This is a genomic window from Rhizobium sp. L51/94 (assembly GCF_019355555.1).
Lineage (GTDB): Bacteria > Pseudomonadota > Alphaproteobacteria > Rhizobiales > Rhizobiaceae > Rhizobium > Rhizobium rhododendri.
The window spans coordinates 995,539-1,012,096 of sequence record NZ_CP072141.1 but is presented as its reverse complement, the minus strand read 5'-3'; the positions used below and the strand labels follow the sequence as shown (position 1 = coordinate 1,012,096).

Annotated in this window: 19 protein-coding genes; 5 read left to right on the top strand and 14 right to left on the bottom strand. The window is 61.1% G+C overall.

The annotated features are described in order from the left end of the window. Positions 1–90 precede the first annotated feature (90 nt). From pheT to infC, 9 genes are all read right to left on the bottom strand, one after another. Positions 91–2,514, bottom strand: a complete 2,424-nt coding sequence (gene pheT / locus J5274_RS04840; protein WP_142823641.1) for a phenylalanine--tRNA ligase subunit beta — start codon at positions 2,512–2,514, stop codon at positions 91–93. Then, positions 2,511–3,143 carry a 3'-5' exoribonuclease gene (locus J5274_RS04835; protein ID WP_142823640.1) on the bottom strand — a complete coding sequence of 211 codons (633 nt, stop codon included), beginning with the start codon at positions 3,141–3,143 and terminating at the stop codon, positions 2,511–2,513. The genes pheT and J5274_RS04835 overlap by 4 nt, the downstream gene beginning before the upstream one ends. Then, a complete protein-coding gene (locus J5274_RS04830; protein ID WP_224140241.1) occupies positions 3,144–3,419 on the bottom strand; it encodes a DUF2442 domain-containing protein in 276 nt (91 codons plus the stop codon). Next, positions 3,416–3,541, bottom strand: a complete 126-nt coding sequence (locus J5274_RS28725; RefSeq protein WP_257625652.1) for a hypothetical protein — start codon at positions 3,539–3,541, stop codon at positions 3,416–3,418. Before J5274_RS28725 ends, J5274_RS04830 begins: the two co-directional genes overlap by 4 nt. Before the next feature lie 99 nt (positions 3,542–3,640). Then, the gene (pheS, locus tag J5274_RS04820) at positions 3,641–4,723 is read right to left on the bottom strand and encodes a phenylalanine--tRNA ligase subunit alpha (protein WP_142823638.1); all 1,083 of its coding nucleotides are present in this window, start codon (positions 4,721–4,723) and stop codon (positions 3,641–3,643) included. Beyond that, positions 4,720–5,586, bottom strand: a complete 867-nt coding sequence (locus tag J5274_RS04815) for a serine/threonine protein phosphatase (protein ID WP_142823637.1) — start codon at positions 5,584–5,586, stop codon at positions 4,720–4,722. The genes pheS and J5274_RS04815 overlap by 4 nt, the downstream gene beginning before the upstream one ends. Before the next feature lie 138 nt (positions 5,587–5,724). Further along, on the bottom strand, positions 5,725–6,129 hold the full coding sequence (gene rplT / locus J5274_RS04810) for a 50S ribosomal protein L20 (RefSeq protein ID WP_111216103.1): 405 nt from the start codon (positions 6,127–6,129) through the stop codon (positions 5,725–5,727). Positions 6,130–6,164: 35 nt separating this feature from the next. Continuing rightward, a complete protein-coding gene (gene rpmI, locus J5274_RS04805) occupies positions 6,165–6,368 on the bottom strand; it encodes a 50S ribosomal protein L35 (RefSeq protein WP_111216101.1) in 204 nt (67 codons plus the stop codon). 306 nt (positions 6,369–6,674) lie between these two features. Then, positions 6,675–7,211 (bottom strand): translation initiation factor IF-3, encoded by a 537-nt coding sequence (gene infC, locus J5274_RS04800; protein WP_202617140.1) that lies wholly within the window; start codon positions 7,209–7,211, stop codon positions 6,675–6,677. 177 nt (positions 7,212–7,388) lie between these two features. Here infC and J5274_RS04795 point away from each other — a divergent pair, with 177 nt between their 5' ends. From J5274_RS04795 to J5274_RS04785, 3 genes are all read left to right on the top strand, one after another. Next, entirely contained in the window at positions 7,389–8,192 is an 804-nt protein-coding gene (locus J5274_RS04795) for a carboxylesterase (RefSeq protein WP_142823636.1), read from the top strand. Positions 8,193–8,345: 153 nt separating this feature from the next. After that, positions 8,346–8,945, top strand: coding sequence for a transglutaminase-like cysteine peptidase (locus tag J5274_RS04790; protein ID WP_111216096.1), 600 nt, complete (start codon positions 8,346–8,348; stop codon positions 8,943–8,945). Positions 8,946–9,179: 234 nt separating this feature from the next. After that, positions 9,180–9,563: a hypothetical protein gene (locus J5274_RS04785; protein WP_202617122.1), complete on the top strand. Its 384-nt coding sequence runs from the start codon at positions 9,180–9,182 to the stop codon at positions 9,561–9,563. Between the two features lie 113 nt (positions 9,564–9,676). Here J5274_RS04785 and mbfA read toward each other — a convergent pair whose 3' ends face one another. Beyond that, complete coding sequence (gene mbfA, locus J5274_RS04780; RefSeq protein WP_142823635.1) at positions 9,677–10,660, bottom strand: iron exporter MbfA; 984 nt, start codon at positions 10,658–10,660, stop codon at positions 9,677–9,679. Between the two features lie 194 nt (positions 10,661–10,854). On the opposite strand from mbfA, the gene J5274_RS04775 reads away from it, so the two are divergent. After that, complete coding sequence (locus J5274_RS04775; RefSeq protein ID WP_142829078.1) at positions 10,855–11,325, top strand: group III truncated hemoglobin; 471 nt, start codon at positions 10,855–10,857, stop codon at positions 11,323–11,325. On the opposite strand, the gene J5274_RS04770 is transcribed toward J5274_RS04775, so the two are convergent. The 4 genes from J5274_RS04770 to J5274_RS04755 form a co-directional block, all read right to left on the bottom strand. After that, positions 11,322–12,224, bottom strand: coding sequence for a DMT family transporter (locus J5274_RS04770; protein ID WP_142823633.1), 903 nt, complete (start codon positions 12,222–12,224; stop codon positions 11,322–11,324). The genes J5274_RS04775 and J5274_RS04770 overlap by 4 nt on opposite strands. Before the next feature lie 95 nt (positions 12,225–12,319). Further along, entirely contained in the window at positions 12,320–13,345 is a 1,026-nt protein-coding gene (locus tag J5274_RS04765) for a histone deacetylase family protein (RefSeq protein WP_142823632.1), read from the bottom strand. A 54-nt stretch (positions 13,346–13,399) separates the two neighbouring features. Beyond that, positions 13,400–13,930 carry a GNAT family N-acetyltransferase gene (locus J5274_RS04760; RefSeq protein WP_142823631.1) on the bottom strand — a complete coding sequence of 177 codons (531 nt, stop codon included), beginning with the start codon at positions 13,928–13,930 and terminating at the stop codon, positions 13,400–13,402. A gap of 19 nt (positions 13,931–13,949) precedes the next feature. Then, positions 13,950–14,519, bottom strand: coding sequence for an XRE family transcriptional regulator (locus tag J5274_RS04755; RefSeq protein ID WP_142823630.1), 570 nt, complete (start codon positions 14,517–14,519; stop codon positions 13,950–13,952). A 158-nt stretch (positions 14,520–14,677) separates the two neighbouring features. On the opposite strand from J5274_RS04755, the gene lepA reads away from it, so the two are divergent. Beyond that, a complete protein-coding gene (gene lepA, locus J5274_RS04750; RefSeq protein ID WP_142823629.1) occupies positions 14,678–16,513 on the top strand; it encodes a translation elongation factor 4 in 1,836 nt (611 codons plus the stop codon). Positions 16,514–16,558 lie beyond the last annotated feature (45 nt).

Below are 16,558 nucleotides of genomic sequence, written 5' to 3'. Positions count from 1 at the left end.
GCATCGCAAAAATATGATGCAATGCACCAAACGTGCCCTCACCCGCCGTCAGAACGTGCTGGCGGGTGAGGCGCTTGCGGGTTGACTGTATCAGCCGCGCAAGACGCCACCGGTCGTCTTGGTGACGTTGGCGACGATCTTCTGGGTCAGCGCGTCGAAATCCTGATCGGTCAACGTGCGCTCAGCCGGCTGAATCTGCACTTCGATGGCAACGGATTTCTTGCCATCGCCGAGCGAAGCCCCTTCGAACACGTCGAAGACGTTGACCGACGTTACCAGCTTGCGATCTGCGCCGGATGCCGCCCGGATGATCGCTCCAGCTTCCACCGTCTTGTCGACGACAAATGCGAAGTCACGCTTGACCACCTGCAAGGGCGAAAGCTCGAGCGCCGGCTTGGTCCGCGTTGGCTTGCGCTTCGGCTCGGGCATGACGTCGAGGAACACCTCGAAGCCACAGAGAGCGCCAGACACATCGAGTGCCTCCAGCGTCTTCGGATGGAACTCGCCGAAATAGCCGAGCACGACCTTTGGGCCCATCTTGATGGTACCTGAGCGACCCGGGTGATACCAATCCGGCCCGCCATGCTCGATCTGGATATTGCCCATCGGCAGCCCGCAAGCCTCGATGACGGCCAGGGCATCGGCCTTGGCATCGAACACATCGACCGGCTTGCCACCGCCCTTGGTGGCGTTGGACCAGAGGCGACCGGCGCCTGAAAGCGTCGCCGTGCCCCGGCGAATGCCGCCGGCGACACGCCGCTGGCCTTCCGGCCGGTCGTTCTCGTAGGTGCCGGAAACTTCGAACAGCGCGACGTCGCCGTAGCCCTTGTCGGCATTTCTCTGGGCAGCGCTCAGCAGGCCCGGCAGCAGCGACGGGCGCATATCGGACATATCGGCGGCGATAGGGTTCGCGAGCCTGAGGGTATCGGATCCGCCGCCGAACAGCTTAGCCTGGTCCGTCGAGATGAACGACCACATGACCGCTTCCAGCATGCCGCGCGAGGCCAGCGCACGCTTAGCGGTGCGGGTGCGAATCTGCAGCGTCGTCAGGATCTTGCCGTTGACGGCGGCATGGCTTTCGAGAGGCGTCGGCTTGATATTATCGACGCCGTGGATACGCATGACCTCTTCGACGAGATCAGCCTTGCCATCGACATCCGGGCGCCAGGAGGGGACGGCAACCGAGACGCGCTCGCCGGAGCCCGAGACCTTGAAGCCAAGGCGCGTCAGGATTTCGGTGCTCTCGGTGGTGGAGACCTCAAGCCCGGTCAGCCTCTTGATTTCGGCGAAGGGGAACTCGACGATCTTGGGCTCGTAGGGCGTGTAGCCGACGACATTGGCCTTGGCAGCAGTGCCGCCGCAGATCTCCAGCACCAGTTCCGTGGTGCGCTCGAGACCCGGCAGCATGTATTCGGGATCGACGCCGCGCTCGAAACGATAACGGGCATCGGTGATGATGCCGAGGCCGCGGCCGGACTTGGCGATGTTCATGGCATCCCACAGTGCGGATTCGATCAGCACGTCGGTGGTGTTCTCGTCGCAGCCCGAGTGCTCGCCGCCCATGATGCCACCGATGGACTCGATACCGTTGTCGTCAGCGATGACGACATTGTTGCCGGAAAGCTTGTATTCTCGGGTATCCAGCGCGAGGACGGATTCTCCGTCGCGGGCACGGCGCACGGTCAGGTCGCCCTTGACCTTGGCAGCGTCGAAAACGTGCATGGGACGGCCTTGGTCAAAGGTCATGTAATTGGTGATATCGACCAGCGCGCTGATCGGCCTGAGGCCGATCGCCATCAGCCGCTGCTGCATCCAGGCCGGGCTCGGGCCGTTCTTCACGCCACGCACCAGGCGGAGCGCGAAGCCGGGGCAAAGCCTGGGGTCATCGAGATCGAGCGTCACCTTGACCGGCGTTTCGCCCTCGATGGGGAACGCAGGCGCCGCGCGGGTCTTCAGCGTGCCGAGGCCGGAAGCGGCGAGATCGCGGGCAATGCCGTAGATCGAGGTGCAATCCGGCCGGTTCGGCGTCAGGTTGACGTCGATCATGGCATCGTCAAGGCCGGCGTAAGTGGCATAGCTCGAACCGACCGGTGCATCTGCTGCCAAGTCGATAATACCGTCATGATTGTCGGAAATCTGCAGCTCCTTCTCGGAGCACATCATGCCATGGCTTTCAACACCACGGATATTGCCAACCGTCAGCGTCACATCGATGCCGGGCACATAGGTACCGGCGGGGGCGAAGGCGCCGATCATCCCAGCCCGAGCATTCGGCGCGCCACAGACGACCTGCACGGGCTTGTCCGCGCCGGTATCGACCATCAGCACCTTCAGCCGGTCGGCCTGCGGATGCTTTTCAGCCGACAGCACCTTGGCGATAACGAACGGCTTGAACGCCGCCTTGTCATCGACAGCATCGACTTCAAGCCCGATCTCGGTCAGGCGCGTACAGATCTCATCAAGCGTCGCCTCGGTGTCGAGGTGATCTTTCAGCCAGGAGAGCGTGAATTTCATTGTTGCACCCTTATAAAATCGAGCGGGTTTTCTGGCAGACCCCGAGCCACATCAAATAGTTTCGAAAGGAGTGACGCATAACCGCGTGCGTCATCGATAGCCTTGTGGGTATGCGGATGATGACCAAGCAAGTCATCGGGAAATTTGTCTGCACCCGACTGAGGCTGAGTTTTGCCAAATACACCCAAAAGATAAGTCCCGATATCCAGTGGTCCCGCGTTAAAAACGCATTGGCCCCAATAGGGGACATCCAGCAGAAAACGGTCAGCAAATGTCCTCAAATAGTGGTCGATCCAGAGACCATCGAACATGAGCGGGCGCGCAGCGAATGCGCGCTCTCCGGCAAAGCCTTCAATCCATTCCACGAACCGCACCATAACAGCCGCTGGATCTTCTGGATCAGCAGTTGCCGCCTCCCATGCCTCCGGTTGCGTCCCCCACCAGGCCATGGTCCGCTCATCCGTTCCTCGATCCACGCGGGGCATCAGAACCGCCTCGAACTCACCGCACGCGACCCCATCAGAACGCAACGCAACTGTCGCGAAACTCAACATCGAATGACGCAAAGGATCCGGACCGTTCGTCTCGACGTCCGTGACGAAGTAATAGGTGGGCCGTTGTTCCGTCACTCAAGCCACCTTCTGCGGAGCCTTCGCCCCCGGTGCCTTGACGCCACGGAACATGCTCTGGACAGAGATGCCCTCGTCCACTTCCGGCCACCAGACGCCCTCATACATCAACTCGATATCGTTGAGCGCGGATTGATCGAGATCAAGAAGAAACGGATACCACCAGAGCGGAGCCGAAATGGTACGGCCGTCTGCCAACGTTACATGGACCTCATCCGCAGAGCACCAGGCTTTGATGGGGCGCATATCCTCGGTTTCAAACTCCAAAGAAGTCATTCGACGCACGCCTCGATCCATTGATCCCTGTGTTCTGCAATCGCCGCAAGAAGGCGGTCAACATCCCGCTCATTGTAACCAACATTCCGCGCAACCGCCACGCTTTCCAGCCAGACCTTCAACGACTTCCCCTACTTCACGACGTGAGTATGGGGAGGTTCGCCCATATCCAGCGCATAGAACCGGAACTCGTATCCATGCCAGACCAGCAGGGTTGGCATTTAAACGCTCAAGCCCCCAAACAGCGTCGGCATGTCGAGGGGGCGGAAGCCGTAGTGGGAGATCCAGCGGACGTCGGCGTTGAAGAAATCGCGCAGGTCCGGCATGCCGTATTTCAGCATGGCGATACGGTCGAGGCCCATACCCCAGGCAAAGCCCTGATATTCGTCCGGATCGAGCCCACCGTGGCGCAGCACGTTCGGATGGACCATGCCGCAGCCCAAAATCTCCATCCAGTCGGTGCCTTCGCCGAACTTGACGCTCGGGCCGGAGCGGTCGCACTGGATGTCGACCTCGAAGGACGGCTCGGTGAAGGGAAAGAAGGACGGGCGGAAGCGCATGGTGACGCTGTCGACCTCGAAGAAGGCCTTGCAGAACTCTTCCAGAACCCAGCGCATGTTGCCGACATTCGCCTTTTTGTCGACCACCAGGCCTTCGACCTGATGGAACATCGGCGAATGGGTGGCATCCGAGTCCTGGCGGTAGGTCTTGCCGGGAATGATGATGCGGATCGGCGGCTTCTGGGCTTCCATGGTGCGGATCTGCACCGGCGAGGTGTGGGTGCGCAGCACCTTCCGCTCGCCGTTCTCGTCCGGCTGGAAGAAGAACGTGTCATGCATTTCGCGGGCCGGGTGGCCTTCCGGGAAATTCAGCGCCGTGAAATTGTAGTGATCGGTCTCTACGTCGGGACCTTCGGCAATCGAGAAGCCCATGTCGCCGAAGATGGCCGTGATCTCGTCGACGATCTGGCTGATTGGATGGATTCGACCGCGCTCGGCCGGCGAGGAGCGCACCGGCAGGCTGACATCGACTGTCTCCGCCTTGAGCTTCTCCGTGATCGCGGCGTCCTTCAGCTCTGCCTTGCGGCTGACGATGGCCTCGGTCACAACGGTTTTCAACGCATTGATGGCGGCACCGCGCGTCTGGCGTTCCTCCGGCGACATTCCGCCCAGCGTCTTCAGCAGTTCCGAGACCGAGCCCTTCTTGCCGAGCGCTGAAAGCCGGACGGCTTCGATGGCCGCCTCGTCGGATGCGGCATGGACGTCGGAAAGCAGCTGCTGTTGCAATGTATCGAGTTCGGTCATGGTGTCCTGCCTTGCGGGCGTTCTTCGTGGGTCGTGCTGGAGCGACTATCGGACGGCACCGTCGCCAGATAGCTCGTGGCGACAATGAAGCGCCGCAGATCACTACCCATGCGGACGCGGCCAATCAACCGGGCAAAGGACAAAAAATGCCCGAGGAAGCCCGTCATGCGTCGCAATTCGGCAATCGCTGCCGCTGGCGCCCGCGCCGACCACGCGTTGTAGGCAGCGTCGAAGGTGTCGGTACCGCGCCGGGCCGTGCTGGCGATCTGCAGAAACAGCAGCCATATGTCGCGCGCCTGGGCAACCGGCAGCGGCATGACGCTTTGCGGCTCCTCCTCGAAATCCATGAAACCGAGCCTGTCGCCGGCAAAGAACATGTCGCGCGGGTAAGGCCTTCCATGGCAGAGACCGGCGGCATGGAGACGCCCAAGTTCCTCGGCGCAGGCAACCAGCAGCCCGTCGCGGACCGTATCGTCGTCCGACTTGCGCAGGCGCGCCTGCACCGTCTCGCCGACATGGGTCAGCACGATGGCGCTTCTGGAGGCATAGAGGATCTGGGGAGCGGCGATGCCGCTGGCAGCAAACAACCGGATGCGCCGCTGTTCGCGCTCTGCCATCTCTCGTGGTGTCAGATAGGGTGAGGGCCTGAGGTAATCGACGGGGATCAATCGTGAAACAAAAGCCTGCAGGTGACGCCACCATGTCGGCTTCTCCGTGCCGTAGCGCTTGATCCAGACAGTCCGCTGAGACAGGACGACCCGCTGAACGCGCTTCTTGCCAGAAACCAGCACCGCAAGCAGCGTCTCGATGTCGCTGGCGGTCAGATCCGGTAGAGAACGCAGGTAATCTTGCTGGTCTTCCACTTTGCGATCCTGTCTTGCGGGCCTGGCGCGCCGCTCAGAGACTGGGTTGATGAAAAAACGGGGTGACGAAAACGCGAAACCCGCGCCAGCTTGCCGGCGCGGGTTTCAAACCTGGAACACAAAGGGTTCGTCGCGCCGTTACTTAACGACCGCTTCGAATTCGTTCTTCGTGCCGGCATCCTTCAGATAGTCCAGCGCCTTCTTCGAGGCAGCAACCAGGGCGCCGAATGCTTCGACTTCATGGATCGCCATGTCAGACAGAACCTTGCGGTCGACTTCGATGCCAGCCTTGGTGAGGCCGTCGATGAAGCGGCCGTAGGTCAGGCCGTGCTCGCGGACGGCAGCGTTGATACGCTGGATCCAGAGGGCGCGGAAATTGCGCTTGTTTACCTTGCGGTCGCGGTAAGCGTACTGCTTGGAACGATCGACCGCTGCCTTGGCGGCGCGGATGGTGTTCTTGCGGCGGCCGTAGAAACCCTTGGCCTGCTTCAGAACCTTCTTATGCTTGGCGTGCGAGGTGACGCCTCTTTTGACACGTGCCATGTCATGATCTCCTTAATAATAGCGGGCGAAGGGTCTTAGCGACCGTTCGGCAAGTAATTCTTGATGACCTTGCGACCATCTGGCTCGGAAAGAACCATGGTGCCGCGTGCATCGCGAATGAACTTGTTGCTACGCTTGATCATGCCGTGGCGCTTGCCAGCAGCGGCGGCCTTCACTTTGCCGGTTGCGGTGATCTTGAACCGCTTCTTGGCAGAGGACTTCGTCTTCATCTTGGGCATTTTGCTACTCCTTCTATGCCCCCGGTCGCGCTCTTTTTGAAGAAGGCGCCTCTCGCAGGTCCGGCATGCCGGGCTTGCACAAAGTGCGGGTGGCTTGGTTGTTGAACTGCAGGTGCGGTGACGAACCGTTCTGCAAGCATTCTGAACTGCCACGGCATGCCCTGCCGGTCAGTTCGGACGGGGTCCTATAACCGCAGTCCCGCCAAAGTGCAACGGGGCCGCAGCTGAATCTTTCGAACGCAGCCCTGACAAAAGAAAAAGCCGCCCGGACGGACGGCTTCGACTTCCAGTGTGACGGTCCGCACCTTACTTCGGCGCGAGCACCATCATCATCTGGCGACCTTCGAGCTTCGGTTCGGCTTCGACCTTGGCAAACTCGATCGTGTCGACCTTGACCTGCTGCAACAGCTTCATGCCGAGTTCCTGGTGGGCCATTTCGCGGCCGCGGAACTTCAGGGTCACCTTGACCTTGTCGCCTTCATCGAAAAAGCGGCTCATGGCCTTCATCTTCACCTCGTAGTCATGGGTGTCGATGTTCGGACGCATCTTGATTTCTTTGATTTCGACGATCTTCTGCTTCTTGCGCGCTTCGGCCGCCTTCTTCTGGTTGGCGTATTTCAGCTTGCCGAGATCGAGAATCTTGCAGACGGGCGGCTCTGCGTTAGGGGAAATTTCCACTAGGTCGAGACCTGAGTCTTCCGCCATCTTCATTGCTTCGTCTGTGGGGACTATGCCCAGGTTTGCGCCGTCCGCTCCGATGAGCTGGACTTTCGGGATGCGAATTTCCCGGTTTGAACGCGGCCCGTCCTTAACGGGAGCGTCGGTTTTAAAAGGTCTGCGAATGGTCGTATTCTCCACGAATTGTTTAAAGTGTTTGCGGCCCCAAGCTCCCGTCGGCGCAGTTGGCGGCAATGTGCTCAAAGCGGCAGCGATGTCAATAGCACAGTGTATGGCAGAAATCACCTCCTGTCAGCCCGGAAGCGAATCTGTTTTAAAAGCGGCCAAACAGGAGCTCAGCCTATGTCCGAAACCGCAAATGCCCTTCCGCTCGAGACAATCACTGTCGGCAGCGGCGATGGTGCCCGTCCGATTGCCATGCGACTTCGCGAGACCTCGAACCCCGAAAAGCAAGCGACAATTCTCTGGCTGTCCGGCTATCGCTCCGACATGGGGGGCTCCAAGGCAGTCGAGGTCGATGCGCTGGCCGAGCGGCTGGGTCTTGGATGCATCCGGTTCGACTATTCCGGTCACGGCGTCTCGGGCGGCGAATTTCGCGATGGCACGATCTCGCGTTGGCTGGAGGAAACGCTGGCGGTTGTCGATCACGCCAATCCGCAACGCCTCGTGATCGTCGGCTCGTCTATGGGCGGCTGGATCGCGCTACGGCTGATCCAGGAGTTGCGCGCCCGGAAGAGCGCGCCAGATATCAAGGGCCTGGTGCTGATCGCCCCGGCACCGGACTTTACGATCGACCTGATCGAACCAAACCTGAAAGATGTCGAGCGCCAGGCTTTGGCGGAGAAAGGTTTTTTCGAGGAGCCGTCTGCCTACAGCCCTATCCCCAATATCTATACGCGGAAGCTGATCGAGGACGGCCGGGCGAACCAGGTGCTGTCAGGCATGATCGAGACTGGCTGCCCGGTCCACATCTTGCAGGGCATGCAGGACAAGGACGTACCCCACGCCCACGCGATGAAACTGGTGGAGCATCTGCCGGCCGACGATGTGGTGCTGACGCTCATCCGCGATGGCGACCATCGCCTCTCCCGCCCACAGGATCTGGAGAGGATGCTCGGTGTGATCGCGGCGTTCGCAACGGTTTAGAGGTCCTTGGCGGCCTTAAACCAACATCGATTTCTGTTGCATTTTAACCATGTTGCACGGTTCACCCTGTTAACGTTTAAGTAACGATTGACCATGCGGCCTCGCGTCCATTAACAATTTGTTAAGAATTAGGGACGGTACGAGGTTGCTGGCGTGGATTTCAAGGGCATCTTTCTAGCCTTAGTGGCGATATTTGCCATGTCGACATCGGCTATGCCGGCGTCCCAGAGTGGGCCTTCGATGGTTGTCGGCGGCACCACCTCGCAGCCAATCGGCCATTATGATTTCTGTCAGCGCTACCGCAGCGAATGCGGCCCCAATTCGGATCTGATGCCCGTCAAGATGACCGATGCAAACTGGGCAACGGTCAAGCAGGTCAATTTGCAGGTTAACACCACCATCATCCCGGCCACGGACATGGAAGTCTATGGCAAGGAAGAATACTGGGCCTATCCGGTCACCGCTGGCGATTGTGAAGACTTTGCACTGCTGAAGCGCCGTATCCTGATCCAGCGCGGCTTTTCTCCGTCCAACCTTCTCATGACCGTCGTCCGCAAGCCGGATGGCGAAGGTCACGCCATTCTGACGCTGCGCACCGCCCAGGGCGATTACGAGCTCGACAACCTCACCGATGAAGTGAAGATCTGGTACCAGACGCCTTATTCCTACATCAAACGCCAGGCGAGCTATAATGCAGGCCGCTGGGTGACGATCGAGAATGGCCGTGACGTACTGGTCGGCGCCTTGAAGTAAGGCGGGACTGCATCCGGAAGCCTGCGGATGCAGCGGCTCGACCGGAGCCGGGCAAGATATTTCGTCGCCATGACCCGTTTGTTCATACCGCCTCACAAACGCATCGAAGCATTCCGTGCACGCGGATGGAACTTCGGCGGGTCAGCTGCATTAGAACGTTCAGAAATACAAATTGCCTCGGCTGCGAATTGAAAACCTGTTTTCATTCCCGGATCCGAGTGTGGGGAGAAATAAATGAAAATCAGATCATTGCTGTTAACGGCCGTTATGGGTCTCGCGACCCTCACTCTTGCCGGTTGCGTGGAAGGCGGAGGCTACAGCGGCGCCTACGTCACCACCTATGACGCGCCTTATTACGGTGGAGGCTATTATGGTGGCTACCGTGACGGAGGCTACTATCGCGGTTACCCGGGCTACCGTCGCGACGGCGGATATCACAGGCGAGATTATGCGGATCGTCGCCGGGATAACGACAGGCCCCGCGGTCCAGGACGCGGTGACGGCAGGCCCGACGGCCCAAGAAGAGACTACAACCGCGACCGCCCCGACAACAACCAGATCATCGTGCCTAATCCAGACTCGCCGCGCGGCCCCATGTTCAGCCGCGGAGGAAACTGAGCCCGGCGCCCGCCGTCAGGTGATTTCCGAATACAAACATGGGACCGAAGCCGGATGGCTTCGGTCCCATTTTCATTGCTGGTTCAGGTAAGATCTGTCGGAGCGAAATATCGTCAGACATTGCCGATCAGAATACCTGCCGCCAGGACGAGACCGCCACCGAGGACGACCTGGAAAGCGGCACGCAGGAATGGCGTTTCCATGAACTTGTTCTGGATAAAGGCAATCGCCCAGAGCTCGAAGAAGACAACGACGCCAGCGGTGATAGTGGCCGTCCAGAAATCCGGGATAAGGTAGGGCAAGGCATGTCCGAGGCCACCGAGTGCCGTCATGATGCCGCAGGCCAGACCGCGCTTGATCGGCGAGCCACGACCAGAAATCTTGCCATCGTCATGGGCAGCCTCTGTGAAGCCCATCGAAATGCCGGCACCGACGGACGCTGAAAGGCCGACCAGGAATGTCTGCCAGGTGTCCTGGGTGGCGAACGCTGCGGCGAAGATCGGCGCCAGCGTCGAGACCGAGCCGTCCATGAGGCCTGCCAGGCCCGGCTGCACATAAGTGAGCACCATCTGCCGACGGGCATCGGCATTTTCGTTCTTCTTGACGTCCTCCGGCGTATGCTTCTCGCTCAGCATTGCGGCGACGTCTTCGTGGCCCTGCTCGGCCATGGCGAGATCGTCGAGCAGCTGACGCGTCCCGGCATCGGAGGTCTGCTTGGCCGCCTGGAGATAGAAGCGATATGCCTGGCCCTCCATCGTCTCGGCCTCCTGGCGCATGGCTTCCAGAGACAGCGTGTTGCGCAGCCAATCCGGCTTGCGCTCGTAGAAGCCCTGTACATGCTCGCGGCGAATAAGCGGAATGCGCTCGCCGAACCGCTTGCGATGCATCTCGATCAGCATCTTGCGGTGCGTGCTTTCGACTTCGGCCATGTCCTCGAAGACCTTGGCAGACGCGGGATACTTCGGCCTCAGGGTGTCGGCATAGGCGAGGTAGATGCGGGAATCGTCCTCTTCTGCCGCGATTGCCACGGCAAGGACTTCCTGCTCCGTCAGGGACTTGAACGGGCGCTTGGACGATCGGAACAGGCGGGTCAGCATGGGTGTCTCCACTTTAGAATTAATCTAAATCTAAAGTGCGATATGGCACGGGTCAAGATCTTGGCAAGGGCAATCGTGCAATTTGAGCAAAGCTGCCGGGCATGGCCTTCTGTATCCTCTGCAACGCGGCTATACCGGCTGTTCTTACGCGGCCTCCATGGCTGCAGGAGCGGCTGCGGCAGGAGCGAAACCGAATGACCAACGAGTTGCAGGGCCGCGCCGCCCAGATCGCCGCGATGCGCGAGCGTGCCGAGGCGGACATGCTTCGCATCGGCATCGATGCCGCATTCATAGACAAGTTGGTCGAAGAGTTTTACCAACGGATCCAGGTGAACTCGCGACTTGGGCCTGTCTTCGAGGCGCGGCTTTCCGGTCGCTGGCCGGAGCATATGGAAAAGATGAAGCGCTTCTGGTCGTCGATCGCCTTGAAGACCGGCGCCTATGGCGGCAAGCCCGTGCAGGCGCATGCATCGGTGGAGGGGCTGGTGCCGGAGATGTTTCCGGAATGGCTGGGGCTATTTGCTGCGACGCTCGAGGATATCGCGCCGACGCCAGAGGCCCGTGACTGGTTCATGACAACGGCCGAGCGGATCGCCAAGAGCATGTTCCTGGCGCTTTTCTACAGTTCGGCCAACGACGCCCCGGCCGGTCCTCCTCCAGCCTAGGGCGCGAGAGTGGCGCCTACGCTGGCTGCGACGACAAAGGCCGTGCCTAGCATCTGCAGCAGTGTCATCGGCTGAGACAGCACCAGGAAGCCTGCGAGCGCGCCGAGCGCTGGCTCCAGGCTCATCAGGATGCCGAAGGAGGCTGTCGGCATGCGCCGCAGCGCCACCATTTCCAACGCGTAGGGCAACAGCGGCACGAGGATGGCGAGGCCGAGCATTTCGCCCAGACCTTCCCAGGAGAGAGCCCCGATCGAGGCCGGCAGGCCGAAGGGCGTGGCCAGCAGGGCCGCCACCATGAGCGACATTGCCAGACCCTCGAAACCCTTGAAGGCGGCACCGACTTTCTTTGTGAGGATAATGTAGATCGCCCATCCGACGGCCGAGGCGAGCGCGAACATGACGCCCGGCAGGTTGCCCACCCAGCCCTGTCCGTCGCGCGCCAGAAACAACACGCCGATGCCCGCCACCAGCGGCCAGGCCAGCCGCCAGCCGATGCCATAACCGAAAGCTGCCACGGAAAGCGGCCCCAGGAAGTCGATCGCCACGAGCAGCCCGAGCGGGATGCGCTGGACTGCCGCAAAGAACGACATCGTCATACAGGCCGTTACCGTGCCCAGCAACAAGGCGCCCAACCATTGCCGGCGGCTGTAGCGAGAGATCGGAGGGCGGACGATGGCGACAAGAATAAGGGCTGCGAAGCCAAGCCGCAGCCAGCTGGCGCCGGCTGCCCCATAGAGCCCGATGGCCGGCGACGAAAAAGCCGCGCCGAACTGGATCGACGTCATCGACAGCAGGCACATCAGCGCGCCTGCGGCCATGCCGCCCTGCGGCGCCTTGTCCGGTACGGGCATCAACGGCGCACCGCCATCGCTTCCCATCGTCGCTGCGTTCTGATCCATGCCACTCCCCCTTTGCCACCGCTCCTAGCGGGCGGCGGGCATGGCGGCAAACGCCAAATTGTCATGCTGACATCAGGAAAACCGATGGCTACGGATCAGGCTTCCAGGCCCATCAGAACATTGGCGACGTTGAGGCCGATTTCCGGAACGCCGTAGCCGCCCTCCATGCAGGTGATCACCGGCAGGCCGGCCGCCGCGATCATCGCTCCCATGCGGCTGAAGTCCTCGGAGGTCAGCCTGAAGAAGGAGATCGGGTCGCGCTCGAACGTATCGACGCCGAGCGACAGAACGATCGCCTCTGCACCTGACGCCTTGATGCGGGCGAGCGCATCGGCGAGCGCTGCAGACCAGGCCTGCCAGGCAGTGTCGCGCGGCAGCGGATAATTGGCGTTGCACCCTTCGCCAGCGCCTGCCCCGATTTCGTCGGCGTAACCCCAGAAATAGGGGAACGCATTGGCCGGCTCGCCGTGCAGCGAAGCAAAGAAGATATCGCTGCGCTGGTAGGTGATGTCCTGCGTGCCGTTGCCGTGGTGAAAATCGACGTCGAGGATGGCGACCTTTTTCGCGCCATGCTCGATCAGCCGCTCGGCGGCGACGGCGGCATTGTTGATGAAGCAATAGCCGCCGAAAAGATCGATACCGGCATGATGACCGGGCGGGCGGCAGAGCGCGAAGGCAAAGCGGTTACCGGCATTCAGCCAGTCCGCGCCATCGAGGGCGCAACGCATGGCGGAAAGCGCGGCCTCATAGGTACCATCGGTGATGGAGGTCTCGGTAGCGTTGGCATAGTAGCCGAGCATTCCGTCGATATCGTTGGGAATGCGCTGGGTGGAGCGGCGCACCGGCAGCGAGGTCGCGATCGCCTCGCCTTCCGCCCCACTTGCCTTCCACAGGCGCCAGACCTTCGACAGAAAATCGAGGTAGCCGGCATCATGGACCTTTAACGCGGTCTCAAGTCCCTGCGGACGCGGCGATACCACGTCGGAAAAACCGGCCTCCCGCACCGCCGCGAGGATCCACTCAGCGCGGAACGGCCCCTCGAACGGGGTCACCAGCAAGCCGCCATGGAGTTCCGTCTTTGCATCGCGCAGCTTGTGGTCTTCGGAATAGAAAATGCGCATTGGAGGTCCCCAATTGTCGTCCGGGAGGATAGAACGGGGACGAGGCCACCGCTGTCAAGCAGCAGGAAGCCCTATCCGCTTGTAGAACAGCGTTACATCGCCGAGGCCACCCTGGGGCCAGGCGGCATAGTCCGGAATGATGCCGACCCTGTTCCATCCGAGGCGGGGGTAGATGGCTTCTGCCGGGCTGCCGGTTGCGGTATCGAGCACCAGCAGGCTCTTGCCATGCCGTGCCGCCTCCTGCTCGGCGGCTTCCGTGAGCAGCCGGGACACGCCCTTGCCCCGCGCCGAGCGGTGGACGAGCAGCTTCTTGAGGTCGCCGCGATGGCTCTGGTTTGGCATGCTGGCAAAGCCGATCTGCACCGTACCGACCATCTCACCATTGATCTCGGCGACAAACAGAAGCGTCTTGCCGGATGCCACGTCATCGGCGACGCCAGCCCAGAAGGGCAGCGCATCCGAGACGCCGAAGGGGTGCATGAAACCGAGGGAGGCGCCGTCTTCGACGCAATCCACCAGGATTTCGGCAAGCTGCTGCCCTGCACTGCGAGCCTGGTCGGCATCGAGCATGCGGATATCGATCATTGTTTTCTCCAGATGTTGGTCATCGGCCGCTCTGGTCGAGCACGATGCAATAGCGCGCGGGGCGTTCGGTCGGATTGTGAAAGACGTGGCCCTCGCCAATGGGCATGAACAGGCAATCGCCAGCCTGTAGCGGCTGGACACAATCGGCGGTAATCACCTCCATCTCGCCCTCGAACAGCCATACGTGCTGAGTGATGCCACGGCCGGCAGCATGCGGTGGAAAACTGACGCGGGCGCCGGGCGGAAACGAAATCTCGACGATTTCGACGGGCGAAGCGGTGCGCGCCGGCGAGACTGCGCGCCTGACATAGCCCGTCTCCGGATCCCGCCAGACCGGCTGCTCCTCGCGCCTCGCCAAGGGCGACGCGGCCCTGCCCTCGTCGGCAAAAAAGGCGGAAAGAGACAGACCGAGAGCCGCGCAAAGGCGCGCCAGCAGCGACGCGGTCGGGCTCGCCTCGGCGCGCTCGATCCGCGAGATCATGGCACGGCTGACGCCCGAGGACCGGGCCAACTCATCCAGCGTCAGCGCCTTATCGATTCGCAACTGTCGGATCCGGGCGCCAACTGCAATGTCGAGCTCCTGTTCCATGACACCCTCTTTTTCTACTATTAGGGAATATATTATTCATATAATGGAATCGACCCCTGTCAAGCTTAGAGATTTACCGCCTCGGGTGCTTTGCAAATTGCCGCAAAGCCCTGCACTGCACCCGTTTTCCGCTTTGCGGCTGAGGACGGCGCTGCTATATGGCGCGCATGAGCACCGATCCGAACCGCATCCCACTCGACCATATCCGCAACTTTTCCATTGTCGCCCATATCGACCATGGCAAATCGACGCTTGCCGACCGGCTGATCCAGTCGACGGGCGGCCTTGCCGAACGCGACATGTCGGAGCAGGTGCTCGACAGCATGGACATCGAGCGCGAACGCGGCATCACCATCAAGGCTCAGACCGTGCGCCTGCACTACCAGGCCAACAACGGCGAAAAATACGTCCTCAACCTGATCGACACACCCGGGCACGTCGACTTCGCCTACGAAGTGTCGCGCTCGCTGTCGGCCTGCGAAGGATCGCTGCTGGTGGTCGACGCGTCACAGGGAGTCGAGGCGCAGACCCTTGCCAACGTCTACCAGGCCATCGACAACAACCACGAGATCGTCACCGTTCTCAACAAGATCGACCTGCCGGCCGCAGAACCCGACCGCATCCGCGAGCAGATCGAGGAAGTCATCGGCATCGACGCCAGCCAGGCCGTGCTGATTTCGGCCAAGACCGGCTTCGGCATCCCCGAGGTTCTGGAAGCCATCGTCCACCAGCTGCCGGCGCCGAAAAGCGAGATGGGCGAAAAAGGCCCGCTGAAGGCGCTCTTGGTCGACAGCTGGTACGACACCTATCTCGGGGTCATGGTTCTGGTGCGTATCCTCGACGGCGTGCTGACCAAGGGCCAGACCATCCGCATGATGGGCACCGACGCAAAATACCAGGTCGAACGCGTCGGCGTGCTGACGCCGAAGATGCTGGCGGTCGACAGCCTCGGCCCGGGCGAGATCGGCTTCTTCACCGGCTCGATCAAGGAAGTGGCAGACACCCGCGTCGGCGACACCATAACCGAAGACAAGAAGCCGACGGCCAAGGCGCTGCCAGGCTTCAAACCGGCCCAGCCGGTCGTCTTCTGCGGGTTGTTCCCCGTCGATGCGGCCGACTTCGAGGATCTGCGCGCTGCCATGGGCAAGCTGCGCCTCAACGACGCCTCGTTCTCGTTCGAAATGGAATCGTCCGCAGCTCTCGGCTTCGGTTTCCGATGCGGCTTCCTCGGGTTGCTGCATCTCGAAATCATCCAGGAACGCCTCGAGCGCGAGTTCGATCTCGACCTGATCGCGACGGCACCGTCGGTGGTCTACAAGCTCAACATGACCGACGGCAGCGAGCGCGAGCTGCACAATCCGGCCGACATGCCGGATGTCGTGCGCATCTCGGAAATCCACGAGCCTTGGATCAAGGCAACCATCCTTACCCCGGACGATTATCTCGGCGGCATCCTCAAGCTCTGCCAGGATCGCCGTGGCGTCCAGACCGAGCTTACCTATGTCGGCAAGCGCGCCATGCTGACCTACGAGCTGCCGCTCAACGAAGTCGTGTTCGACTTCTACGACCGGCTGAAATCGATTTCCAAGGGCTATGCCTCCTTCGACTACCATCTCGACGGCTACAAGGAAGGCAACCTTGTGAAAATGTCGATCATGGTCAACGGCGAGCCGGTCGACGCGCTGTCGATGCTGGTACACCGGACCGCCGCCGAAAAGCGCGGTCGCGACATGTGCGAAAAGCTGAAGGACCTGATCCCGCGGCACATGTTCAAGATTCCGATCCAGGCGGCCATCGGCGGCAACGTCATCGCCCGCGAGACGATCTCGGCAATGCGCAAGGACGTGACCGCCAAGTGCTACGGCGGCGACGCCTCCCGCAAGCGCAAGCTGCTTGACAAGCAGAAGGCTGGCAAGAAGCGTATGCGCCAGTTCGGCAAGGTCGACATTCCACAGGAAGCGTTTATTGCGGCGCTGAAGATGAGCGACGAGTGAGGGGAAGCCCTTTCAAGGCATATGATTGAGGGCGCCGAGGCGCCC